Raw genomic sequence first — 21961 nt, forward strand, 5'->3', positions numbered from 1 at the left:
CGGGGGCAAATCACGCCGAAGTAGTCGATCAAGACGGGGCAAAGACGATGATCGCGGCAGATAATGGGGACCATGGCGAAGACGGCGAAAACGGCGAAGCTCCCCCGCAAGGTGTACAACGACGAGATCCTCCGGCTCCAGGCGGAGCTGGTGAAGCTCCAGGAGTGGGTGAAGGCCGAAGGGCAGCGCCTCGTCGTGGTCTTCGAGGGCCGTGACGCGGCGGGCAAGGGCGGGTCGATCAAGCGGATCACCGAGTACCTGAGCCCGCGTGTCGCCAGGATCGCGGCGCTGCCCACGCCGACCGAGCGGCAGCGCACCCAGTGGTACTTCCAGCGGTACGCGGAGCAGCTCCCGGCGGCCGGGGAGATCGTGCTGTTCGACCGGAGCTGGTACAACCGGGCGGGTGTGGAGCATGTCATGGGGTTCTGCACGCACGAGGAGTACTCGCGGTTCCTGCACCAGTGCCCGATCTTCGAGCGGCTGCTGGTGGAGGACGGGATCCTGCTGCGCAAGTACTGGTTCTCGGTGAGCGACGCCGAGCAGCAGCGCAGGTTCGAGGCGCGCTTGGACGACCCGATGCGGCGCTGGAAGCTGTCGCCGATGGACCTGGAGTCCATCAGCAGGTGGGAGCAGTACTCGCAGGCCAAGGACCAGATGATGGTCTACACCGACATCCCCGAGGCGCCCTGGTACGAGGTCGAGAGCGACGACAAGCGGCGCGCCCGGATCAACATGATCTCGCATCTGCTTTCGACCGTCCCCTACTACGAGGTGCCTCCGCCGAAGATCGAGATGCCGCACCGTCCGGCACCCAGCGGATACGTCCGACCACCCCGCCAGACGACACTCGTCCCCGACGTCGCCTCCGACCTGTTCTAGGCGCTGCGCGCGTTGCCTGGTTTTCGCGGGCGGGCATCGGGCAGTGTCCTGCTGCAAACGATCTTCGCCGCGTTCGGGGGACTGCGCATGAAGAAGCTGGCGGTGGCGTTGATGGCGGCGCTCGCGCTGGTGACGGTGGTGGCGCTCGGGGCGGGGCTGGCGATCGGCATGGCGGGCCTGGGCGTGGTCGCGGTCGTCGATGACGTGCACCTGCTCCCGGAGGGCCCGGCCGAGGGCGTCCAGGGGCGGCCGTGGGCGGCGCCGGTCGCGGCGGACGCCGAGGCGCGGCGCGGCCTGCGGGCGGACGCCTACCCGCACGACTGCTCGGTCGAGAAGTGCGTGGCGCTCACGTTCGACGACGGCCCGGGGCCGCACACCGACGCCCTGCTGAAGACGCTCGCGGCGGAGAAGGTGCGGGCGACGTTCTTCGTGCTGGGCGAGATGGTGGCCGAGCGGCCCGAGGTGCTGCGCCGGACGGCGGAGGCGGGCCACCAGATCGGGAACCACACGTGGGACCACAAGGACCTGACCGGGCTCACCCCGGCGCAGGTCAGGTCGCAGCTCACCAGGACGTCGGATCTGGTCGAGCGGGTGACGGGGCGGCGTCCGGCGGTGATGCGGCCGCCGTACGGGGCGAGCGACAGGAAGGTGGCCAAGGAGGTGGCCGCGCTCGGCATGCCCGAGGTGATCTGGGGGGTGGACCCGCAGGACTGGCGGGGCATGGGCGCGGACGAGGTGGCGCGCAAGGTGCTGAAGGAGGTGCAGCCGGGGGAGATCGTGCTCCTGCACGACATCCGCAAGCCGAGCGTCGCGGCGATGCCCCGGGTGATCAGGACGCTGAAGAAGCGCGGCTACGTGTTCGCGACCGTCTCCGAGCTGCTGGCCTCCGCCGTCGTCCAGCCGGGGGCGCAGTACCGCCGCCTGGTCTGACTCCCGGATTCTCGCGGCGCGCTGACCTGCGGCGATGCCGAAGAGACACAGCTCACCGGGCATTTTCCGGGACAGCGGGGTGAACATGCGTTTACTCTGGCGTGGTGAACGGACGTACACCCCCCATCACGGCAGTGCTCGCGTCCTCCGGCACGGTGGTCGCGCTCATGCAGACGATCACCGTGCCCATGCTCCCCCTGTTCCCCGAGATCACCGGAAGCGCGCCCGCCGACGTCAGCTGGGTCGTCACCGCCACGCTGCTCAGCGGCGCCGTCGCCACGCCCCTTCTCGGCCGGGCGGGCGACATGTACGGCAAACGCCGCGTCCTGCTGTGGTCGCTCGTGCTCGTGGCGCTCGGCTCGGTGCTGTGCGCGCTGACCACCGCCCTCCCTCTGCTCATCGCCGGGAGAACGCTCCAGGGCGTCGGCATGGCCGCGACCCCGCTCGGCATCAGCATCCTGCGCGACGTGCTGCCGCCCGAGCGGGTCGCGGGCGGCGTCGCGGTGATGAGCGCCACCATCGGCATCGGCGCGGCGGTCGGCCTGCCCGTCGCCGCCGTCGTCATCGAGTACGCCGACTGGCGCGCGATGTTCTGGGTCTGCGCCGTCGCGTCCGTCGCGATCCTCGTCGCGGTGCGGCTGCTCGTGCCCGAGTCGACCGTCACCACGCCCGGCAAGTTCGACTACCTCGGCGGCGTCGGCCTGACGGCCATCCTCGTGTTCCTCCTCCTCGCCGTCACCAAGAGCGCGGACTGGGGCCTGGGCTCCCCCGTCGTGCTCGGGCTCGGCGCGGCGACGCTGGTCCTGGTGCCGGTGTGGGTCTGGCACGAGCTGCGGCGGCCCGACCCGCTGGTGGACCTGCGCGTCGCCGTCCGTCCCCCGGTGCTGCTCGCCAACATCGCGGCGCTCGTCATCGGGTTCGCCTTCTACGCCAACTCGCTGTCCACCGCCCAGCTCGTCCAGGAGCCGACCAGCACCGGCTACGGCCTCGGCCTGTCGGTCATGGCGGGCGGCCTGTGCATGCTGCCCGGCGGCGTGTCGATGGCGCTGCTCGCCCCGGTGTCGGCAAGGCTGACCAACCGGCGCGGCCCCAAGATGACGGTCGCGCTGGGGGCCCTCGTGATGGCACTCGGCTACGCGGTCCGTTACTCTGCGAGCCACGTCCTGTGGTCGATCATCCTGGGAGCCACCGTTGTCGCCGTCGGCACCGCCCTGGCCTACTCCGCGCTGCCGGTCCTGATCATGGGCGCGATCCCCGTCACCGAGACAGCGGCGGCGACCGGCCTCAACACGCTCATGCGGATGGTCGGGCAGGCCGGGTCGAGCGCGATGTGCGCGGCGGCGCTCAGCCACCTCGTCATCAACGGCGCCGCCAGCTTCGACGCCTACCTGCTCATCTTCCTCGTCTCCGGCGCGGCCGCCGTGTGCGCGCTGCCGCTCGCGCTGATCGTGCCGCGCCCCCGCGCCGCCGACAAGCCGACCGACAAGCCCGCCGACCTCCTCCCCGCGCGGAGCGTCGCGGCGTGAGCACCGACTCGGGACGGACGGCGATCCTGCGCGCCGCGCGGCGGGCGTTCGCGTCCCGGTCCTACGCCACCGTGACGCTGCGCGGGATCGCCGCGGACGCCGGGGTGAGCGCCGCCCTCATCGTCAAGCACTTCGGCGGCAAGGAGCAGCTCTTCGAGGCCGTCGCAGACTTCACCGCCGACCTCGACACGCTGCTCGCCGCGCCGCTGCCCGACCTGGGCAGGCACCTGGTGGAGACGGCGGTGATGGTGCGGCACCGCGAGGAGCCGCCGCCGCTGCTGCGAGTGATCTTCGGCATCGCGGCGGGCGACGAGCGGGCGCTGCTCGTCGGCAGGTTCCGCGACCAGGCCCTCGCGCGGCTCACCGCCCTCCTGCCGGGTCCGGACGCGGCGCTGCGGGCGGAACTGGTGTGGGCGCACTTCCTGGGCCTGAGCACGATGCTGGCGATCCAGAAGGACGGCGCCGCGATGGCCGCGGACCCGGCCGTGGTCGTCGCCAGGTACGCGCCCTCACTCCAGACACTGATCGACGGCTGACGGGCGGGGCGCCCGCCAGCACGTCACTGCCGGGTGGGTCCGGGATCAGACGGAGACGAGTTTGCGGGCCCGCAGCAACGACTGGACGATCTCGCCCGCGCGGACCGCGGTGTTGGACAGCAAGGTCGAGCTGAGGCCGTGGGTGCGCTCGGTGGCGCCCTGCAGGTAGACGCCGCAGCGGACCTCGGGGGCGGTGGCGACGCGGTAGTCGCGGCCGAGGTCCACGCCGCCGTCCGGGCGGCGCGCGCAGTGCTCGGCGAGGCCGTCGAGCAGGGCGAGCGGGTCGCGGCTGCGGTAGCCGGTGGCGCACACCAGGGCGTCGGCCTCCAGCACGGTGCGCTCGCCCGTCGGCAGGAACTCCACAACGGCGCTCACGCCGTCGCCGTGCTCGGTCAGCTCGGTGATCCGGGAGACGTTGAGGACGCGCAGGCGCTCCTTGCCCTGCACCTTCTCCTGGTAGACGCGCCGGTACAGCTCGTCGATGAGGTCGAGGTCCACGACCGAGTAGTTCGTGGAGCCGTGGTAGTCCAGCAGCATCCGCTTGACGTCCTCGGGCGCGTAGTGGAAGTGGTCCACCGCGGCCGGGTCGAAGATGCGGTTGGCGAAGCTGCTGTCGTCGGCGGGGGTGTAGCCGTACTTGGCGAAGACGGCGCACACCTCGCTCTCGGGGAAGCGCTGGTGCAGGTGGTCCACCACCTCGGCGCCGCTCTGGCCCGCGCCGAGCACCAGCAGGCGGCGCGGCGCGGTCAGCTCCGGCAGCCGCCGCAGCAGCTCGTGGCTGTGCCAGACCCGCTCGCCCAGCGCGACGCCCTCGGGCACCACGGCCTCCAGGCCGGTCGCGACGACAAGGTTGCGGGCGCGGCGGGTGACCGTCACGCCGTCCCGTCTCGCCACCACCTCGCAGGCCGTCACCACACCGTCCTCGACGACGGGACGGACGGCCACCACCTCGGTGCCGTACTCGACCTCGTCGGCGAACCGGGCGGCGGCCCACTCCAGGTAGTCGTGGAACTCGACGCGCGAGGGGAACATCGTCTTGTGGTTGATGAAGTCCACAAGCCGGTCGCGCTCCTTCAGGTAGGTGAGGAAGCTGAAGGAGCTCGACGGGTTCCGCATCGTCGCGAGGTCCTTGAGGAACGACACCTGCATCGTGGTGCCCTCGATGAGCATCCCCCGGTGCCATCCGAACGCCCGCTGCCTCTCCAGGAAGACCGCGTCGAGCCCCTCGCCCTCTTCCCGCAACGCGATGGCGAGGGCGAGGTTGGAGGGACCGAAACCGATCCCCACCAGGTCGTGGACATGCTCTGCGGCGCCGCTCATGGGGGTCCCCTCACTACAGGTCTGTTAACGAACTTAGGCAAGCCTAATGAAGGTAAGCCTTACCTATGATCGCCGTCCATACCGGGGCACCCCTAGCGGGCGTGACGCGGGCCCCTCCACGCGACCCGCGCCGCCGCGTCAGCCCCGCTTCTCGTCGGCCGCGCCGCCCGCGCCGACAAGCCCGATCTTCCCGCCGGCCTGCGCCCACCGCTCGTCGAACCCGGCGAGCATCTTGCCCGCCCGGCCGGTGATGATGCCGGGCAGCAGCGGCCGCAGGTAGCGCAGTCCGGGCAGCCACCACTGGCCGTACACCTGCGGCTTGCGGCGCACGATGCCCGCGACGAGGCGGTCCACCGTCGGCTCCAGCGGGTAGGTCTTCCCGGCGGGCCACGGCATCTTGGCGCGCAGGTCGCGCATCACCGCGTCCTGGTCGGCGCCGCGCACCATGTCGGTGTCGGTCCAGCTCAGGTAGCCGACGCCGACGCCCACGCCGTACCGGGCGACCTCGGCGCGCAGGCAGTGCGCGAACGCCTCGACGCCGGACTTGCTGGCGCAGTAGGCGGCCATCATCGGCGCGGCGGTGAGCGCGGCCAGCGAGGCGACCTGGAAGTAGTAGCCGCGCGAGGCGCGCAGCGCGGGCAGGAACGCGCGCGCGGTGGTGGCGCTGCCCAGGAGGTTCACCTGGATCACCCGGTTGAAGGTGACGGCGTCGGACAGCTCGACCGGGCCGCCGGTCGCGACGCCCGCGTTGGCCACCACGACGTCCACGCGGCCGAACTTCTCCTTGATCCGCGCGGCGACCTCGGCCATCGAGGCGTCGTCGGTGACGTCGGCCTTCCAGGACTCCGAGCCGTTCCCGCACGCCGCGGCGACCCGCGCCATCTCGTCCGGCTCAAGGCCGACGAGCGCCAGCCGGTAGCCGCGCGCGGCGAGCCTGCGCGCGATCAGCTCGCCCAGGCCGCGGGCCGCGCCCGTGACCACCGCCACCTTGACGTCGCTCATACCGCCTCCATCTTTCCAGTTGTGGCTGGGACAGTCGGGAGCGTAGACGATTTGTCTAGTAAGCGCCAGAGCCCGGTTCGGCGGAGCCGCGTTTCCCCCCGGCTAAACCCGCGTTGCCATGCCGTAACCGGCCTTCCCACCCGGCGCGATCGGCGCTATTCAGGGCAGATGAGCACCCGTGTCCCCATCATCGACCTGACCCCCTGGTTCCAGGGCTCCCCCGACGGACGGGCCGCCGTCGCCCGCGCGGTGGACGCCGCGCTGCGCGAGACGGGCTTCCTCCTCGTCACCGGGCACGGTGTGCCCGAGGCGCTGCGGGCCGACATCCGGGCGGCGGCCAAGCGGTTCTTCGCGCTGCCCCGCGACGTCAAGGACGCCTACGCCACGACGGTCGGCGGCCGGGGCTGGCTGCCGCCGGGCGTCGAGGCCAACGGGTACGCCGAGGGCACCGCGACACCGCCCGACCTCAAGGAGAGCTTCGCGGTGGGCGCGCGGGAGACGACGGGCGACGCTGCCGTCGACGGGTTCTGGTTCCCGCCGAACGTGTTCCCCGGCGAGGTGCCCGAACTGCGCGCCCTGCTGGAGGACTACCTGGCCCGGATGCGGGCGCTCGGCGACGAACTGCTCAGGATCTGCGCGGCCGCGCTCGACCTTCCGCTCGACTTCTTCACCGCCAAGACAAGCCACCCGTCCTACACGCTGAACCTCAACTGGTACCCGCCGCTCGCCGTGACCGGCGCGCCCGAGCCCGGCCAGTTCCGGATCGGCCCGCACACCGACTTCGGCACGGTGACGATCCTGGACCGGGAGCCCGGCACCGGCGGCCTCCAGGTGTGGGGCGAGGAGGACGGCTGGGTGGACGCCCCGTTCGTCCCGGACTCCTTCACCATCAACACCGGCGACCTGCTCTCCCGCTGGACGGGCGAGCGCTGGAAGTCCAACCGGCACCGGGTCCTGGCCCCCGACGCGTCGGCGCCGGAGGAGGAGCTGATGTCGCTCATCTTCTTCTACGAGACGGATCCGGGCGCCGTCATCGAGTCGATCCCCGCGCCGCTCGGGAGGGTCGCGCACCCGCCCGTGCGGGCCGCCGACTACCTCGGGGCCAAGCTCGCCGCGATCACCGTGGGGTAGCCGCGCCGGTCAGTGGAAGACCCGCCACGACTGCTCCACCACGAGCTCCCGGCTACGCCAGCCGACGGGTGTGCGCTCCATCCGGTGGTGGTAGTAGCCGCCGCCCTGGACGAGGCCGGGAGCGGCGGCGCCGAGCGGCTCGCGGGAGGGCGCGAGCGTGTCGGTGAACGCCACGGTGACGCCCGCGTGGTCGCCGTCGAAGGCGATCGCGGGCGGGCCCAGCAGGTGCAGCCGCCCCGGGAACGCCGGAAGCACCTCGCTCAGCCACGCGCGCACCTCGCGGAGCCCGCCTTTCGCGCCGCCCGTCGCCGTGTAGTCGAGGATCGCGTCGGGCGTGAACACCGTGTCCAGCAGCGACCAGCGCCCGCTGTCCACGGCGAGCCCGTAGCGGGCGAGCAGGTCCGCGATCTCCAGCCGGTCGAGAACAGCCTGTGAGCTGGCCGGTTCGGTCACCGGGGGTCACCTCCGTACGCCGGGAGCAACCGCGATCGTGCCACGACAACCCGCCACCCGGTAGCCCCTTGCCCCAAAAACGGACGCCCTCAGCACTCGAGCGCCCCGGCCCCCGACGTGGCTCCGGTGAGGAGTGCTCTTCTGCTGATCGGCATGAAACCCCCTGTTCCGGCGGCAGGGGACAGAGCGTTTCACACGCTGATCATCTCGGGTAGGCCAGGATCATCCCCCCTCGTCGCCGGAGAAGGGGGCACGGTGAAGAGCTGGAGCACGGCGGTGCCGGTCCTGGCCATGGTCGGGCTGCTCATCTCGCTCTTCACCGGGCCGTCGGGGGCCGTCGCGGTGATCGCGGCGCTGCTGCTCGCCGGGGCCGTGCTCGCCGCCGTGCACCACGCCGAGGTCATCGCGCACCGGGTCGGCGAGCCGTTCGGGTCGCTCGTGCTCGCCGTCGCCGTCACCGTCATCGAGGTCGCGCTCATCGTCAGCGTCATGCTGTCCAGCGGGCCGAAGGGCGCCTACCTCGCGCGCGACACCGTGTTCGCCGCGGTCATGATCACCTGCAACGGGATCGTCGGGGTGTCGCTGTGGCTGACCGCGCACCGGCGGCGGATGGCGCACTTCCAGCCGGGCGGCACCGGCGGCATGCTCGCCATCGTGGCGTCCCTGGTCACCCTGACGATGGTGCTCCCCTCGTTCACCACCACAGCGGCAGGGCCGCGGTTCGCCACGATCCAGCTCGTGTTCGCCGCGCTCATCGCGTGCTTCCTGTACGGGCTGCACGTGTTCACCCAGACGGTCCGGCACCGCGACTACTTCCTGCCCGTCACCAAGGAGGGTGAGGTGCTGGAGGACGACGAGCACGCCGCGCCCCCGACGAACGCGGCGACGTTCTACAGCCTGGGGCTGCTCATGGTGGCGCTCGTCGCGGTCGTGGGGCTGGCCAAGGTGGAGTCACCCGTCATCGAGCGGGGGGTGGAACAGTTGGGGATGCCGCACGCCGTCGTCGGGGTCGTCATCGCGCTGCTCGTGCTGCTGCCGGAGACACTCGCGGCGCTGCGCGCGGCCGGGCGCGGGCGGCCGCAGACCAGCCTGAACCTCGCGCTCGGCTCGGCCAACGCGAGCATCGGCCTGACCATTCCGGTCATCTCGATCGCGTCGTTCATCGTGCCGGGCGACCTCGTTCTCGGGCTCGGGCCCACACAGCTCGTGCTGCTCACGCTCACCATGGTGGTGTCGATCCTCACGATCGTGCCCGGCAAGGCGACGGTGCTGCAGGGCGGCGTCCACCTGGCCATCTTCGCGTCGTTCCTCTTCCTGACGGCGGTGCCCTAGACGTCAGCGAACACTTGCTCTATAAAAAGTAGTACTACACGTTGTAGTACATACGAGGGGCAAGGTGGTCGCCGGTGCGCGTACTCGTCGCGGGCGCGGGAATCTGCGGGCTCGCCACCACCCTCGGACTGCTCCGCGCGGGCCACGAGGTGCGGGTGCTGGAGGAGGCCGAGGCGCCGCGCCTGGGCGGCGGCGCGATCAACCTGTGGCCGCACGGCACCTACGCGCTCCGGGCGCTCGGCGTCGAGACCGCGAAGCTGGGGCAGCGGTTCTCGCGCCTCGCGCTGCGCACCGCGACCGGACACCGCGTCCTGGAACTCGACCTCGACACGATGACCACGCCGATGGGCTCCGAGACCCGCGCCACCCCGCGCGGCACACTCATCACCGCGCTCGCGTCCCTGCTGCCCGCCGAGGCCGTCGGCTACGGCGACGGCGTGGTGGACGCCGGAACCGACCGCGACGGCGCCTGGGCCCGGACGGCCTCCGGCCGCGCCCACCGGGCCGACCTCCTCGTCGGCGCCGACGGGGTCCGCTCCCGAGTCCGCCAGGCCGTGCTGGGCGGCCCGCCCGCCGTCGCGACAGGCGTGGCGACGTGGCAGGGCCTCACCCCCGCGCCGTTCGACACCGGCGCCACCACCACACTGACCCTCGGACGGCAGGGCGACTGCGGCTACATGGGCGCGGGCGACGGGCTCACGCAGTGGTTCTTCGACCTGCCGAGCACGATCGACGTCCCACCGTCCGCGCGGCTCGACGTGCTGCGCCGCAGGTACGGCGGATGGGCCTCGCCCATCCCCGAACTCCTCGACGCGCTGTCCCCCGCCGACATCGAGATCTTCCCGCACACCCGGCACCGGGTGCCCGTCCGGTGGGGCGCGGGCCGGTGCGTCCTGCTCGGCGACGCCGCGCACGCGATGCCGCCCGTGATGGCGCACGGCGCGAACCAGGGCCTGGAGGACGTCTCGGTGCTCCTGGAGTGCCTGGAGAGCGTCGCCCTCGACGAGGTCGTGGACGTCTACTCCGCGCGGCGCAGGAGGGCGGCGAAGGTCGCGTCGGCCATCGCCAGCCGGAGCCTCGCCATCTCCGGGCCGCGCACGCTCGCGCAGAGCGGGCCGCTGCTACGACCCCTCGCCCTCGCCCCGCGCAGGGTCGTCACCGCCGGTTTTGCGGGGATGCTGAAGGCGGTCAGCGCGCGGCGCTGAGCACGCCCGGTGGCGCCCGGTTCGTGGCGCGGAGTCCGAGAAGATCCAGTAGGCTCGGCCTGTTCCCCGGACCGGCCGCCCTCGCGGCCCGACAGGCGCGAAGGGCCCCCATCGATGCGCGCACGCTCCGCGGCGCTCCTGCTGTGCGTCGGCGCCACCGCCATCATCCCGGCGGTGCCCGCGCCCGCGGCGCCCGGCGACGCCGCCCTCGTCGTGCACACGACCGTGACCACCGCCCAGCCCCGGCGCGGCGCCGACGTCACCGGCCAGGTGTGGGTCGCCGCGACGGGCGAGGGCGCGCGGAACGCGACGCTGTCGTTCTCCGCCGAGCCGAACGCGGGGGTCGTGCTGGAGGCGGTGTGCACCAGGACCGCGCAGGGCTACTGCAAGCTCGGCGACGTTGACGCGGCGGGCACCTCCGTGCCGTTCACGATCCGCGTCAAGGCGGGGGCCGAGCCACTGACCGTCACCCTCGGGGCCTTCACCCGAGGCGACGACGTCGAGTCGGCGTGGGAGTACACCAAGGTCACCTTCCGGCCCGCCAAGCGGCCCAGACCGACCGAACCGGAGCCGAGCGGGCCCGCGCCGCCCGATCCCGCCTCGCCGAGCGCCACGCCCGCGACGCCGTCCGGGCCCGCCGTGCCCGCGCCCGTCGCCACCCCGCCCGTCGTGCCGCCGCCCGACACCGCGCAGCCGTCCGCCACGCCCGACCCCGGCATGGGGCTGCCGCAGGTCGCCGACTCCACCGGGGCCACACCGGGGCCCGGCTACGTCATCCCCGCGCCGACCGGCCAGACCCTGCCCGCGACCGAGCTGACCGGCGCCCGCGAGGTCTCCCCCGTGCTCGCGCTCAGCCAGAGCGTCTGGCTCGGCTTCCTCCTCGCTGCCTGCACACTCGCCGCCGCCGTGGCGTTCCGGCGCGGCGCGCGGATCCGGCGCGGCCCGGCCGGACGCGGCAAGTAAGCACAGCCCCCGGCCGATGCCCGACATCTGAGCAGGACGGCATATCGGAAGGTATGACCATCCCGAAGGAGAAGCAACGAGGCGGAAGGTCGCCGATCCTGCGCCATCTTCGCAGCACGCCTCGAAAAACAGATAACGCAGGATAAAAGCAAGCACATGAGGGAAAGATACCCATACCCGAGGAGTGGGTAGAAGAACAGCTCAAGAGCGCGCCCGAAAGATCCCAAAGAATGGTCTTATGCCGTCGCCAGTATTGTGCAGCATGAAAAATAACGGAAGAGGAATAATTCCCCGCCGCCCATCTCGATCGTGAGGCTTGGAGAACTATGTCAGCAGCGTCCGCAACTGCTGGCGCATAATTCTCACCTCAGGCACTTCACGATAGGGGCTAGAAAGTGCCATAATTTCGCCTAGATATCCATCCAGGCGGGCCGAGGACACAAGAGGCGCCACGCAACTCAAGGTGTTCATCAACTCCGCGGCCACATAAGGAAGGCCCGCATTTAGCGCTGCCTGCACCTGGCGGGCCATGTAGTTCGCTCCGAGCAAGGGGGAAGTTGGGATGATAAGCCTGACCGCCTCCTGGAACGCGGCAATTGACTTTCCCCAGTCCCCTTGATCGTAAAACGCCACACCAACGTTTCCAGTCAACCTGGCCCGCTCGAACTCGGGTAGCTCCGAACCGATTTCCTGAGCCTTTTCTAGCGCTGCATAAGAATGCCTTTTCTCGCGAAGTAGACCTAGGGCTCGGCCGAGGCTCACAAACCCTTGCGCCTCTTGCCAAGGAGATATTCCTGGAACTGACAAAGCTTGGCGTGCCCAGCGTTCGCCATGATACCCGTCTTGCCCATAACTGTAGAAAGATGACAGCTCGTTAAGCGCATCGCTCTGCCCACTGTCGTCCTTGGCCTGACGAGCAAGGATCGCAGAAATCTTCCCGGACTCCTGCGCCTGTGGCAATTTTCTAGCGTCATACTGGACGCGAGAAACTTGCCGGGCGAGCTGTGATGCGGCCCCGAGGAGACGCACATCTTTAGTGTCCGCGACAGAATCACGAACACGGCGAAGGTGCCTGGCAGACTCTTCTAGAGTACTAATCCCTCCTGATCCGTAGAGGCCCATTTCCACCCTATCGGAGAGCAGCATCACATACTCAGGATTAGAGTAAGGATTCCCGTTGGAGGCGGGGACAAAAGTAGCAGTTGCCACACTGGCGATGAATTCGCGTCGCTTCACTTCGACCTCATCGATTTTACGCCTTATGACCAGTTCGTAGCCTACTCGTCCCAACAGCGCAATAGCGTTGCCAACCGGGGTGTCCCGCTGTCCCGTGACCACCCTGGACACCCAGGTGGTTTGTACTCCCATCTCCCTTGCCAGGCGTGCTTGATGCCACCCTTCCTCCTTCATGATCATTTTAAGCGCGCCTGGCAGGGTCTTGGCTTCCATAAGATGAGACTACTGCTTTCAGGAGCACAGCCCACCACCATATTCCCGCAGAGGAAATATTGTCGATACGTCATGATCACGACACAAGCGATCATAATACGCGCGACGTGCCACATCTTCGGGGCTGAGATCACATCCTCAGCGGATGTTACTTTCTGTAGTCTTCCCAGTTCAGGGCCTATGTGCAAGCCGAGGTAGAAGACCGGCCCTTTACTTGGCGCGGCCCCGCCGCCGCGCAGGCGTCGAGGATCGCGAAGGACGTCGCCTCGTCGGCCGTCCAGGAGGTTCCGGCGCTCGGCCTGCGGCTGGTGTCCGCGCTGTCCGGGTACTGGTGGCTGCGCGGCATGCGCCGGGAGGGCGCGGCGGCGGCCCGGTCCCTGCTCGCGATGTGGGCGGTCGCGGCCGGGCCGCCCACCGACCACGCCGAACAGATACGGCAGATGCGCGCCAGCTCGATCGGCGACGGCAGGCCGTGGTCACGCGCGCTCGTCGAACTCGGCCACGGCATGCTCCACCTGTTCGAGGGCACGCCCGGCACCGCGCGCCGCCACCTGGAAGCCGCGCTCGCCGGCTTCGAGGCGATCGGCGAACGCTGGGGCATGGCGACGGCGCGGGACACCCTGTCGGTGACGGCCGAACTCGCGGGCGACCTGCCGGGGGCGCTCGACCTCCTGGACGGGGCGCTGCGGCTCATGCGGGAGCTCGACTCCTACGGGGAGAGCGCCGACGTGCTGCTGCGCCGCGCCGACATCCTGCTGCGGATGGGCCGCACCGGCGCCGCCGCCGAGGCGTACGCCGAGGCCGAGGCGCTCGCGGCGCGCGCGGGCACCAGGGCCGCCCGCACCCAGGCCCGGCGCGGCAGGGGCGACCTGGCCGCCGCGCGCGGCCACTGGGACGAGGCCGAGGCGCACTACACCGCGGCCCTCGCCGAGTGCACCGACCACTGGTACGCCCAGCACCTACGCGCCGAATGCCTGTTCGGCATGGCCCGCGTCGCCGCCGCCCGCGACGACCGCCCCCTGGCCCGCCACCACGCCGCCGAGACCATCACCACCGCCACGGGCCACCCCCTGGCCCGCTACCTCGCCGCCGAAGCAGCCGCCCTCCTCCACGAACTCGACGGCCCCGACAGCTGACGGGCGTGTCCGCTCGGACCCAGGGGCGACCCCCGACCTCGTCGGAAACCCCCTCGGGCATGTTCGCTCGGGCCTGGCCCGACCTCGTCGGAAGCCCTCTCGGGCGTGTTCGCTCGGGCCTGGGGGCGCTTTGGGCGACCTCGACTTTGTCGGGAGCACCCCCGGCGTGTTCGCTCGGACCCAGGGGCGCTCGGCCGACCCCGACCTTGTCAGGAGCGTGTTCGCTTGGGCTCGGGGGGCTTTGCGCGACCCCGACTTCGTCGGAAGCGCCCCCAGGTGTGTTCGTTCGGACCCGGGGGCGCTTGGGCGGGTGTTCGGCGTCCCGGACGGCGTGCCGGGGTGTGCGGTGGGCTCAGGGGGTCGAGGCGGCGGTGAGCGCGGCCAGGTCCTCGTCCGAGAGTTTTACGTCGGGGAAGGCCAGGAGTGGCGTGAGCTGCCGCAGGGTGCGGGCGCTCGCGATCGGGGCGAGGACCGTGGGCTGGGCGGCGAGCCAGGCGAGGGAGACCTCGACGGGCGAGACGCCGTGTGTTCCGGCGATCTCCTCGACCTGCGTCAGGACGCGCACCGCGCGCGGATCCTGGAGCAGCTTCTCCGCTCCGGCGGCGCGCGGGCTGTCGACGGCGGGGCCGCCCGGACGGTACTTGCCGGTGAGGAATCCGGCGGCGAGCGCGAAGTACGGCAGCGCGGACAGGCCGTGCTCGGCGGCGAGCGCCGCCCGCTCGCCCTCGTAGGTGTCGCGGCTCACCAGGTTGTAGTGCGGCTGGATCGCGACGTACTTGGCGAGGCCCGCGCGGTCGGAGAACTCCAGCGAGGCGCGCAGCCGTTCGGGTGAGATGTTCGAGACGGCGATCTGCCGGACCTTGCCCTCGCGGACCAGCTCGTCCAGGGCGGTGATGATGTCCTCGACCGGGACTGTCTCGTCGTCGTAGTGCGTGTAGTACAGGTCGATGCGGTCGGTGCCGAGCCGGGTCAGCGACGCTTCGGCGGCGGCCCTGATCGTCTGCGGCCGGAGGCCGGTGAACTGCGGGTGGCGGCCGACCTTGGTGGCGATGACGATGTCGTCGCGGTTGCCGCGCGCGGCGGTCCAGCGGCCGATGATCCCCTCGGACTCGCCGCCGGAGTGGCCGGGCAGCCACGCCGAGTACGAGTCGGCGGTGTCGATGAAGTTGCCGCCCGCCGCGGCGTAGGCGTCGAGGATCGCGAAGGACGTCGCTTCGTCGGCCGTCCAGCCGAAGACGTTGCCACCGAGGTTCAGCGGGGACACCAGCAGGTCGGAGATGCCGATGGGCTTGAGACTCATGATCTGGCAGAACCCACTCGGGGCCGCCGTCATTCCCGCGGCGCGCTCAAGTTTCGGTCAGCGTGATCCTGATGCCGACGGTGCCCTGGTCGCCGCGGCGCAGCCTGCTGCCGAGCAGCGTCAACGACCCGAGGATCCCGTACTTGCTGCGCAGCAGGGTCCGGTAGGCCGCCGTGTCCTCCGGCGAGCACAGCTCCGCCGTCCCCGGCACCGGATCCCCCGTCGGGTTGCCCCGCACGTCACACGGCCCGACGAGCACGTCGGCCCGGTTCCGGATCCGCTTCACCTTGCCGGAGTCCGCCACCGTCCAGATCCCCAGCGCGTTCCCGTCCCGCACCACCCAGACCGGCGTCGGCACACCCGTCCCGTCCTTCCGGAACGTCGTCACCAGCACATACTTCTCCGCCGCCAGCAACCCCAACGCCGACTCATCCATGATCACCATCCTACGCCTCCGCCCGCCCCCCACAACCCCACTTCCCGCCCTTTCCGTCCCTCGCCACACACTGCTACAAACAATCAGCGCCATAACCCCCTTTCCCGCCGACCAGAACCCCATCACAGAAGCCGGTACCACCGATGCCCCCACGCCGCCGCCTCCGCACCACCCTCCTCCGCACCGCAGCCCCCCTCTTCTTCCTCCTCCTGACCGCCGCCTCCCTCGACAACGGCTCCCCTCTCACCACCCTGATCTTCTTCATCCTCTTCTGCTGCTCCGTCCCCGCCGCCCTCCGCCGCCCCCACCCGAACCGACCCTGAGGCCACCCGCACCCCCGCCCACCCGAACCCTCAACACCATCCGTGCGCATCCGGGGTGGGCGGGCAGGTCAGGGGGTGTGGAGGTGGGTGTGGGTTGTGGGGGTTTGGGTGGTTAGGGGGTAGGTGGAGGTGGTGGCCAGGTGGCAGGTGGTGGTGTCGGGGGTGGGGTGGGTGAGGGTGAGGGTGGGGAGGTTGAGGATGGCGGTGGACCAGGAGGTGAGGCAGCGTAGGGCGGTGGTGGCGGCGCCTCGGCGGCGGGCCCAGGGGGAGACGCGGCAACAGATGTGTGGGGTCGGGGTGTTGAGGGCGGAGAGGGTGATGTGGCCGGCCCAGCGTTCGGTGGTGGACTCCAGGATCGAGAAGGTGAGCTGGGTGTCCCAGGTCGCGTGGGCGCGGAGCCAGGCTTTGGCCTCGGGCTCGGTGGTGGGCAGGTCCTTCGAGAGGGCGGCTGTTGTCGGGTCGGCGGCCAGCGCCAGGAGGTCGGCGGCTTCGCTTTCGCGGGGCGGGCGGAGGTGCCAGAGGCCGGCGGTGATCTCGGTGTGCTCGATCGGATCCACCCCGGCATCCTGCCAGGCCCGGCGCGGCCCCTCGCGCGCCGCCCGGTGCCGAGGGCGATCAGGACGGTCAGACGTTGCGGCGGTACTGGCCGCCCACTTCGAAGAAGGCGTCGGTGATTTGGCGGAGAGAGCAGACTCGGGCCGCCGACATCAGTTCGGCGAAGGCGTTGCCGCCGGAACGGACGGTGTCCTTCAGTGCGGCGAGGGCGTGTTCGGCCTCGGCGCGGTGGCGGTCCTGGAAGGTGTGGACGCGGGTGAGCTGGGAGCGCTTCTCCTCCTCGGTGGCGCGGGCCAGCTCCAGTGGTCCGTGCGCGGTCTCGGCGTGCGGGGAGCGGAAGGTGTTGACGCCGATGATGGGTAGCGTCCCGTCGTGCTTGCGCTGCTCGTAGAGCATCGACTCGTCCTGGATGCGGCCGCGCTGGTAGCCGGTCTCCATCGCGCCCAGCACGCCGCCGCGCTCGCTGATCCGCTCGAACTCGACGAGCACCGCCTCCTCGACGAGGTCGGTCAGCTCGTCGATGACGAACGAGCCCTGGAGCGGGTTCTCGTTCATCGCCAGGCCCCACTCGCGGTTGATGATGAGCTGGATGGCCAGGGCCCGCCGCACCGACTCCTCGGTCGGGGTGGTGACGGCCTCGTCGTAGGCGTTGGTGTGGAGGCTGTTGCAGTTGTCGTAGAGCGCGATGAGGGCCTGGAGCGTGGTGCGGATGTCGTTGAAGTCCATCTCCTGCGCGTGCAGCGACCGGCCGGAGGTCTGCACGTGGTACTTGAGCTTCTGCGACCGCTCCCCCGCCCCGTACCGCTCCCGCATCGCGACGGCCCAGATCCGCCGGGCGACGCGCCCGAGGACGCTGTACTCCGGGTCCATCCCGTTGGAGAAGAAGAACGACAGGTTCGGCGCGAAGGCGTCCACGTCCATGCCGCGCGCCAGGTACGCCTCGACGTAGGTGAAGCCGTTGGAGAGGGTGAACGCGAGTTGTGAGATGGGGTTCGCTCCGGCTTCGGCGATGTGGTAGCCGGAGATCGAGACGGAGTAGAAGTTCCGGACGCCCTGCTCGATGAACCACTGCTGGATGTCGCCCATCATCCGCAGGGAGAACTCGGTGGAGAAGATGCAGGTGTTCTGCCCCTGGTCCTCCTTGAGGATGTCGGCCTGCACGGTGCCCCGTACCGTCTGGAGCACCTCGGACCGGACGTGGGCCGCCTCCTCCTGTGCCGGCTCCCTTCCGTGCTCCTCGCGGAACCGGGCGAGGCCCTGGTCGATCGCGGTGTTGAGGAAGAACGCGAGGATCGTCGGCGCGGGGCCGTTGATCGTCATCGACACCGACGTCGTGGGGGACGCGAGGTCGAACCCGCCGTAGAGGACCCGCATGTCCTCAAGCGTCGCCACCGACACCCCCGACGTCCCGACTTTTCCGTAGATGTCGGGACGCTCGTCGGGGTCGCGGCCGTACAGCGTCACCGAGTCGAAGGCGGTGGACAGGCGGGTCGCCTCCGCGTCGGCGGAGAGCAGCTTGAACCTCCGGTTGGTCCGGAACGGGTCGCCCTCGCCCGCGAACATCCGGGCCGGGTCCTCGCCGTCCCGCTTGAACGGGAACACCCCGGCGGTGAACGGGAAGGAGCCGGGCAGGTTCTCGGCCCGCAGCCACCGCAGCAGGTCTCCGGCGTCGGAGTAGCGCGGCAGCGCCACCCGGGGGATCTTGCTGCCGGACAGGGACTCGCGGGTGAGCGGCACCCGCACCTCGCGGTCCCGGACCCGGAACACGTGCTCGTCGCCGGTGTAGGAGGCGGCGACGGCGGGCCACCGCGCCAGCAGCGCCGCGCACTCCTCGGTCAGGGCGGCCCGCGCGGCGTCCAGCCGTTCGGCCACGGCGGAGGCGGCCGCCGCCGCGCCCGTCGCGGCGAGTTCGGCCCGGACGGCGTCGAGCCGCTGGGCCCGGCGCGCCGCCTCGGCCTGCCGCTCGGTCTCGGCGTGGTAGTCCCGGACGGTCTCGGCGATCTCCGCGAGGTACCTGACCCGCGCGGGCGGGATGATGCTGGCGATCTTCGTGCTCGCCCTGACCGCGACGCGTGGCAGCGTCCCCTCCTCGACCGCGAGCCCGTGTTCGCGCAGCAGCCCGAGCAGGTGCTGGTAGAGCGCGGTGACGCCGTCGTCGTCGAAGGTGGCGGCGCTGGTGCCGAACACGGGCATGTCCTCGGGCCGCGCGCCGAACGCCTCGCGGTTGCGCACGAGCTGCCGGGCGACGTCGCGCAGCGCGTCGGCGCCGCCGCGCCGCTCGAACTTGTTCACCGCGACGACGTCCGCGAAGTCCAGCATGTCGATCTTCTCCAGCTGGGACGCCGCGCCGAACTCCGGAGTCATGACGTACAGGGACACGTCCACGTGGTCGGTGATCGCCGCGTCGCCCTGCCCGATGCCGGGTGTCTCCAGGATGACGAGGTCGTGCGTCGCCCTGCACGACGCGAGGATCCCGTCGATACCGTCGGGCAGCTCCCGGCCGCCTCGGGTGGCCAGGGAGCGGAAGAAGATCCTGTCGCCGTCCAGGGCGTTCATCCGGATGCGGTCGCCCAGCAGCGCGCCGCCTCCGCGTCGCCGTGTCGGGTCCACGGCGAGGACGGCTACCCGCAGCTTGTCCTGTTGGTCCACCCGCAGGCGTCGTAGCAGCTCGTCGGTGAGCGAGGACTTGCCTGACCCGCCGGTGCCGGTGATGCCCAGGACGGGCGCGCGCCCCCCGGCGAGCGCGGGGTCGAGTTCCGCGCCGCCCTGGAGGCAGGTGATCACCCGTGCCAGCGCCGCGCGGTCGCCGGACAGGACCGCCTCGACGGGCGCGGGCTCGGCCGTCAGGTCGACGTCACAGGCCCGGACCAGCTCGTTGATCATGCCGGGCAGGCCGAGCCGCTGGCCGTCCTCCGGCGAGTAGATCCGCACGCCGAGCGACGCGAGCCGCTCGATCTCCTCCGGGACGATCACGCCGCCCCCGCCCCCGAAGATCCGGACGTCGCCCGCCCCGGCCTCGCGCAGCGCCTCGGCGAGGTAGGCGAAGTACTCAAGGTGCCCGCCCTGGTAGGAGCTGACCGCGACGCCCTGCGCGTCCTCCTCCACCACGGCGGCGACCACCTCGGCGACCGACCTGTCGTGCCCGAGGTGCACCACCTCCGCGCCCTGTGACTGCAGGATCCGGCGCATGATGTTGATCGCCGCGTCGTGGCCGTCGAACAGCGCGGCGGCGGTGACGAAGCGCACCGGGTGTACCGGCTTGTACAGACCCATCCCGACCTCCAACGCGACGCGAGCCATCTTATTTTGAAGTCTAATATTTGGAAGTTAAAGTAAATCCCAACGCGGCGGCCGTCAAGATTCCCGTACGGTGGTGACGTGTCGTTCGATCCGCTCGCCGAGGCCCACCGCCAGTGGAGCGCGCGCTGGCCCGAACACGCCGACCACATGGCGGCGGTCACCGCCGTCATGCGTGTGCAGCAGCTGCTGCTGAGCCGGATCGAGACGCTGCTCAAGCCCTACGGGATCACCTTCGCCGCCTACGAGGCGCTGCGGCTGCTCGCCTTCAGCCGGGAGGGGCGGCTGCCGATGGGCAAGATGGGCGAACGCCTCATGGTGCACCCGGCGAGCGTCACCAACGTGATCTCCCGCCTGGAAGGGCGCGGCCTGGTCACCCGCGCGCCGAGCCCGCACGACCGCAGGGTGGTCCTCGCCACGATCACCCCCGCCGGACGCGCCCTCATCGAGGAGGCGACGGCCGCCATGCACGACGCCGAGTTCGCCCTCGACGGCCTCAGCCCCGCCCAGGCCCGGACGGTGACGGAGGTCCTGCACATGATCCGCGCCTCGGTCGGCGACGCCTGACCGGACCCGGCATCCGGGGACGTCCCCCGGCGAACGTGACGCATCGGGCGCCGCCGCGCGGGGAATCGTCGTACCCGGCGGGTACAGTCGGCGGCAGGGAGGACGTCATGCCCGACGGTTGGTGGCCCTGGGCCGTGCTGGTGGCCGTGCTCGTGGTGCTCGGCACGCTGTTCTTTGTGGTGCGCGCGCTGATCCGGCTGCGCTCGCTGCGCGGCTTCGTACACGAGCGGAACTCCCCGGCGACGGCGAAGGCCGCGTACTACGGCGCGTGGATCTACGCGCTGAGCCCGATCGACCTGCTCCCGGACCCGATCCTCCTGGACGACGTCGGCATCGTGCTCGCCGCGATCGCGACGCTGGAGTACATGGTCCGCAAACGCCGCCCGGACGGGCTCATCCAACGGCCGGAAGGACCCGGCCCGCTACCTCTCCCAGATACCGCCCGTCCGCGAGGGAAGCGCTGACCGTCACCTCGTCGTAGTCCTCGAGCCAGGCGCGCGAGGCACCGCCCGGCAGCTCCAGCGGCTTCTCCCCGCCGTGCGTCAGCTCGATCAGGGAGCCCTCCTCGCCGTCGCCGGGCCCGCTGACCGTCCCGGACGCCAGCAGGTCGCCGGTGCGCAGCGCGGCGCCGTTCACGGTGAGGTGCGCCACCATCTGCGCCGGGCTCCAGTGTGTGGTCCGGTAGGGCGGCCGGGAGACCGTCTCCCCGTTGAGCCGCACCTCAAGGCCGATGTCGAGGCCCCAGTCGGCCGTCTCGCGCAGGTAGGCGGCCAGCGGCCCGGACGACGACGGGACGGGCACCCGCACGTCCTGGAGCGCGGCGAGCGGCACCACCCACGGGCTGACGGACGTGGCGAACGACTTGCTGAGGAACGGCCCGAGCGGGATGTACTCCCACGCCTGGAGGTCGCGCGCCGACCAGTCGTTGACGAGGCAGACCCCGAACACGTGGTCGGCGAAGAACGCGGTGGACACCGGGGTGCCGAGCGCGCTGGGCACCCCGACGACAAAGCCGAGTTCGGCCTCGAAGTCGAGCCGCTCCGACGGGCCGAACACCGGCGTGTGCGCGCCGTGCGGCACGTACTGCCCGGACGGCCGGACGACCGTCGAGCCCGACACCACGACGCCGCCCGCGCGCCCGTGGTAGGCGAGCGGCTGATGCCGCCAGTTCGGGGTGAGCGGATCGCCGCCGGGGCGGAACAGCCTGCCGAGGTTGGCCGCGTGGTACTCCGAGGCGTAGAAGTCGACGTAGTCCGCGACGGTGAACGGCACGTGCATCGTCGCCTCGGACATCGGGAGGTAGGGCCCGCCGACGCCTTCGAGGAGGGCGTCGCGCACCCTGTCCCACACCTCGGGTCCCGCGACGAGGAACGGGTCGAGCGTCCCGTAGGCGAACAGGGCTGGGTGCGGGATCCGGGCCTGTGAAAGGTCGAGGATCCGGTCCTCCACCGCGACGCCGACCCGGCGCACACCGGGCTGGTCGAGGGCGGTGAACACACCGAACGGCAGCGTCTCAGCGTCGAACATTCCACGTCCAGGCTCAAGGGATTGTTTGATCTTGTGGTTCCCGGCGGCGGCCGGAACCATGCGGGCGGGCGCGCGGCGATATGGATTCCCTGCA

Annotated in this window: 21 protein-coding genes; 12 read left to right on the forward strand and 9 right to left on the reverse strand. The window is 71.0% G+C overall.

The features are described 5' to 3' along the window. Nucleotides 1-72 precede the first annotated feature (72 nt). The 4 genes from ppk2 to LO762_RS12205 all read left to right on the forward strand — a co-directional run bounded on the left by ppk2 (nt 73) and on the right by LO762_RS12205 (nt 3871). Complete coding sequence (ppk2, locus tag LO762_RS12190; protein WP_230614715.1) at nt 73-879, forward strand: polyphosphate kinase 2; 807 nt, start codon at nt 73-75, stop codon at nt 877-879. An 87-nt stretch (nt 880-966) separates the two neighbouring features. Then, on the forward strand, nt 967-1809 hold the full coding sequence (locus LO762_RS12195) for a polysaccharide deacetylase family protein (RefSeq protein ID WP_230614716.1): 843 nt from the start codon (nt 967-969) through the stop codon (nt 1807-1809). 104 nt (nt 1810-1913) lie between these two features. Then, complete coding sequence (locus LO762_RS12200; RefSeq protein ID WP_230614717.1) at nt 1914-3335, forward strand: MFS transporter; 1422 nt, start codon at nt 1914-1916, stop codon at nt 3333-3335. Continuing rightward, a complete protein-coding gene (locus tag LO762_RS12205) occupies nt 3332-3871 on the forward strand; it encodes a TetR/AcrR family transcriptional regulator (RefSeq protein WP_230614718.1) in 540 nt (179 codons plus the stop codon). The genes LO762_RS12200 and LO762_RS12205 overlap by 4 nt, the downstream gene beginning before the upstream one ends. A gap of 45 nt (nt 3872-3916) precedes the next feature. Here the strand turns inward: LO762_RS12205 and LO762_RS12210 are convergent, their stop codons facing one another. After that, entirely contained in the window at nt 3917-5191 is a 1275-nt protein-coding gene (locus LO762_RS12210; RefSeq protein WP_230614719.1) for a lysine N(6)-hydroxylase/L-ornithine N(5)-oxygenase family protein, read from the reverse strand. Nucleotides 5192-5329: 138 nt separating this feature from the next. After that, nucleotides 5330-6193, reverse strand: a complete 864-nt coding sequence (locus LO762_RS12215; protein WP_230614720.1) for an SDR family oxidoreductase — start codon at nt 6191-6193, stop codon at nt 5330-5332. Nucleotides 6194-6361: 168 nt separating this feature from the next. Here LO762_RS12215 and LO762_RS12220 point away from each other — a divergent pair, with 168 nt between their 5' ends. Then, complete coding sequence (locus tag LO762_RS12220; RefSeq protein WP_230614721.1) at nt 6362-7324, forward strand: isopenicillin N synthase family oxygenase; 963 nt, start codon at nt 6362-6364, stop codon at nt 7322-7324. A gap of 9 nt (nt 7325-7333) precedes the next feature. On the opposite strand, the gene LO762_RS12225 is transcribed toward LO762_RS12220, so the two are convergent. Then, nucleotides 7334-7777 (reverse strand): nuclear transport factor 2 family protein, encoded by a 444-nt coding sequence (locus LO762_RS12225; RefSeq protein ID WP_230614722.1) that lies wholly within the window; start codon nt 7775-7777, stop codon nt 7334-7336. A 255-nt stretch (nt 7778-8032) separates the two neighbouring features. On the opposite strand from LO762_RS12225, the gene LO762_RS12230 reads away from it, so the two are divergent. The 3 genes from LO762_RS12230 (at nt 8033) to LO762_RS12240 (ending at nt 11277) form a co-directional block, all read left to right on the forward strand. Beyond that, the gene (locus tag LO762_RS12230) at nt 8033-9109 is read left to right on the forward strand and encodes a calcium:proton antiporter (protein ID WP_230614723.1); all 1077 of its coding nucleotides are present in this window, start codon (nt 8033-8035) and stop codon (nt 9107-9109) included. A 74-nt stretch (nt 9110-9183) separates the two neighbouring features. Beyond that, nucleotides 9184-10314, forward strand: coding sequence for an NAD(P)/FAD-dependent oxidoreductase (locus LO762_RS33470; RefSeq protein ID WP_230614724.1), 1131 nt, complete (start codon nt 9184-9186; stop codon nt 10312-10314). 114 nt (nt 10315-10428) lie between these two features. Further along, nucleotides 10429-11277, forward strand: a complete 849-nt coding sequence (locus LO762_RS12240; protein WP_230614991.1) for a hypothetical protein — start codon at nt 10429-10431, stop codon at nt 11275-11277. Nucleotides 11278-11601: 324 nt separating this feature from the next. Here LO762_RS12240 and LO762_RS12245 read toward each other — a convergent pair whose 3' ends face one another. Beyond that, nucleotides 11602-12726, reverse strand: a complete 1125-nt coding sequence (locus tag LO762_RS12245; protein ID WP_230614725.1) for a helix-turn-helix transcriptional regulator — start codon at nt 12724-12726, stop codon at nt 11602-11604. 182 nt (nt 12727-12908) lie between these two features. On the opposite strand from LO762_RS12245, the gene LO762_RS12250 reads away from it, so the two are divergent. Further along, nucleotides 12909-13862 (forward strand): hypothetical protein, encoded by a 954-nt coding sequence (locus LO762_RS12250; protein WP_230614726.1) that lies wholly within the window; start codon nt 12909-12911, stop codon nt 13860-13862. A 352-nt stretch (nt 13863-14214) separates the two neighbouring features. Here the strand turns inward: LO762_RS12250 and LO762_RS12255 are convergent, their stop codons facing one another. After that, a complete protein-coding gene (locus LO762_RS12255) occupies nt 14215-15162 on the reverse strand; it encodes an aldo/keto reductase (protein WP_230614727.1) in 948 nt (315 codons plus the stop codon). A 46-nt stretch (nt 15163-15208) separates the two neighbouring features. Then, entirely contained in the window at nt 15209-15598 is a 390-nt protein-coding gene (locus tag LO762_RS12260) for a PPOX class F420-dependent oxidoreductase (protein WP_230614728.1), read from the reverse strand. A 143-nt stretch (nt 15599-15741) separates the two neighbouring features. Here LO762_RS12260 and LO762_RS12265 point away from each other — a divergent pair, with 143 nt between their 5' ends. Further along, nucleotides 15742-15921 carry a hypothetical protein gene (locus tag LO762_RS12265; RefSeq protein WP_230614729.1) on the forward strand — a complete coding sequence of 60 codons (180 nt, stop codon included), beginning with the start codon at nt 15742-15744 and terminating at the stop codon, nt 15919-15921. A 68-nt stretch (nt 15922-15989) separates the two neighbouring features. On the opposite strand, the gene LO762_RS12270 is transcribed toward LO762_RS12265, so the two are convergent. Both LO762_RS12270 and icmF read right to left on the reverse strand, forming a co-directional pair. Then, a complete protein-coding gene (locus LO762_RS12270; protein ID WP_230614730.1) occupies nt 15990-16478 on the reverse strand; it encodes a GNAT family N-acetyltransferase in 489 nt (162 codons plus the stop codon). Between the two features lie 67 nt (nt 16479-16545). Then, complete coding sequence (gene icmF, locus LO762_RS12275) at nt 16546-19749, reverse strand: fused isobutyryl-CoA mutase/GTPase IcmF (RefSeq protein WP_230614731.1); 3204 nt, start codon at nt 19747-19749, stop codon at nt 16546-16548. 105 nt (nt 19750-19854) lie between these two features. On the opposite strand from icmF, the gene LO762_RS12280 reads away from it, so the two are divergent. Together LO762_RS12280 and LO762_RS12285 are read left to right on the forward strand one after the other, a co-directional pair. Next, a complete protein-coding gene (locus LO762_RS12280) occupies nt 19855-20340 on the forward strand; it encodes a MarR family winged helix-turn-helix transcriptional regulator (RefSeq protein ID WP_230614732.1) in 486 nt (161 codons plus the stop codon). A 107-nt stretch (nt 20341-20447) separates the two neighbouring features. Further along, entirely contained in the window at nt 20448-20804 is a 357-nt protein-coding gene (locus LO762_RS12285; RefSeq protein ID WP_230614733.1) for a YkvA family protein, read from the forward strand. Here LO762_RS12285 and LO762_RS12290 read toward each other — a convergent pair. Beyond that, on the reverse strand, nt 20734-21867 hold the full coding sequence (locus LO762_RS12290; RefSeq protein ID WP_230614734.1) for a fumarylacetoacetate hydrolase family protein: 1134 nt from the start codon (nt 21865-21867) through the stop codon (nt 20734-20736). The genes LO762_RS12285 and LO762_RS12290 overlap by 71 nt on opposite strands. Between the last annotated feature and the right edge of the window lie 94 nt (nt 21868-21961).

Origin of the sequence: Actinocorallia sp. API 0066, assembly GCF_020991275.1 — a bacterium.
Lineage (GTDB): Bacteria > Actinomycetota > Actinomycetes > Streptosporangiales > Streptosporangiaceae > Actinocorallia.

What these genes read in the sequence shown, in the direction of transcription:
- LO762_RS12210 (WP_230614719.1), bottom strand. Translation starts at nt 5,191, where the DNA reads ATGAGCGGCGCCGCAGAGCATGTCCACGACCTGGTGGGGATCGGTTTC.
- ppk2 (WP_230614715.1), top strand. Translation starts at nt 73, where the DNA reads ATGGCGAAGACGGCGAAAACGGCGAAGCTCCCCCGCAAGGTGTACAAC.
- LO762_RS12260 (WP_230614728.1), bottom strand. Translation starts at nt 15,598, where the DNA reads ATGGATGAGTCGGCGTTGGGGTTGCTGGCGGCGGAGAAGTATGTGCTG.
- icmF (WP_230614731.1), bottom strand. Translation starts at nt 19,749, where the DNA reads ATGGGTCTGTACAAGCCGGTACACCCGGTGCGCTTCGTCACCGCCGCC.
- LO762_RS12285 (WP_230614733.1), top strand. Translation starts at nt 20,448, where the DNA reads ATGCCCGACGGTTGGTGGCCCTGGGCCGTGCTGGTGGCCGTGCTCGTG.
- LO762_RS12290 (WP_230614734.1), bottom strand. Translation starts at nt 21,867, where the DNA reads ATGTTCGACGCTGAGACGCTGCCGTTCGGTGTGTTCACCGCCCTCGAC.
- LO762_RS12255 (WP_230614727.1), bottom strand. Translation starts at nt 15,162, where the DNA reads ATGAGTCTCAAGCCCATCGGCATCTCCGACCTGCTGGTGTCCCCGCTG.
- LO762_RS12195 (WP_230614716.1), top strand. Translation starts at nt 967, where the DNA reads ATGAAGAAGCTGGCGGTGGCGTTGATGGCGGCGCTCGCGCTGGTGACG.
- LO762_RS12265 (WP_230614729.1), top strand. Translation starts at nt 15,742, where the DNA reads ATGCCCCCACGCCGCCGCCTCCGCACCACCCTCCTCCGCACCGCAGCC.
- LO762_RS12245 (WP_230614725.1), bottom strand. Translation starts at nt 12,726, where the DNA reads ATGGAAGCCAAGACCCTGCCAGGCGCGCTTAAAATGATCATGAAGGAG.
- LO762_RS12240 (WP_230614991.1), top strand. Translation starts at nt 10,429, where the DNA reads ATGCGCGCACGCTCCGCGGCGCTCCTGCTGTGCGTCGGCGCCACCGCC.
- LO762_RS12215 (WP_230614720.1), bottom strand. Translation starts at nt 6,193, where the DNA reads ATGAGCGACGTCAAGGTGGCGGTGGTCACGGGCGCGGCCCGCGGCCTG.
- LO762_RS12220 (WP_230614721.1), top strand. Translation starts at nt 6,362, where the DNA reads ATGAGCACCCGTGTCCCCATCATCGACCTGACCCCCTGGTTCCAGGGC.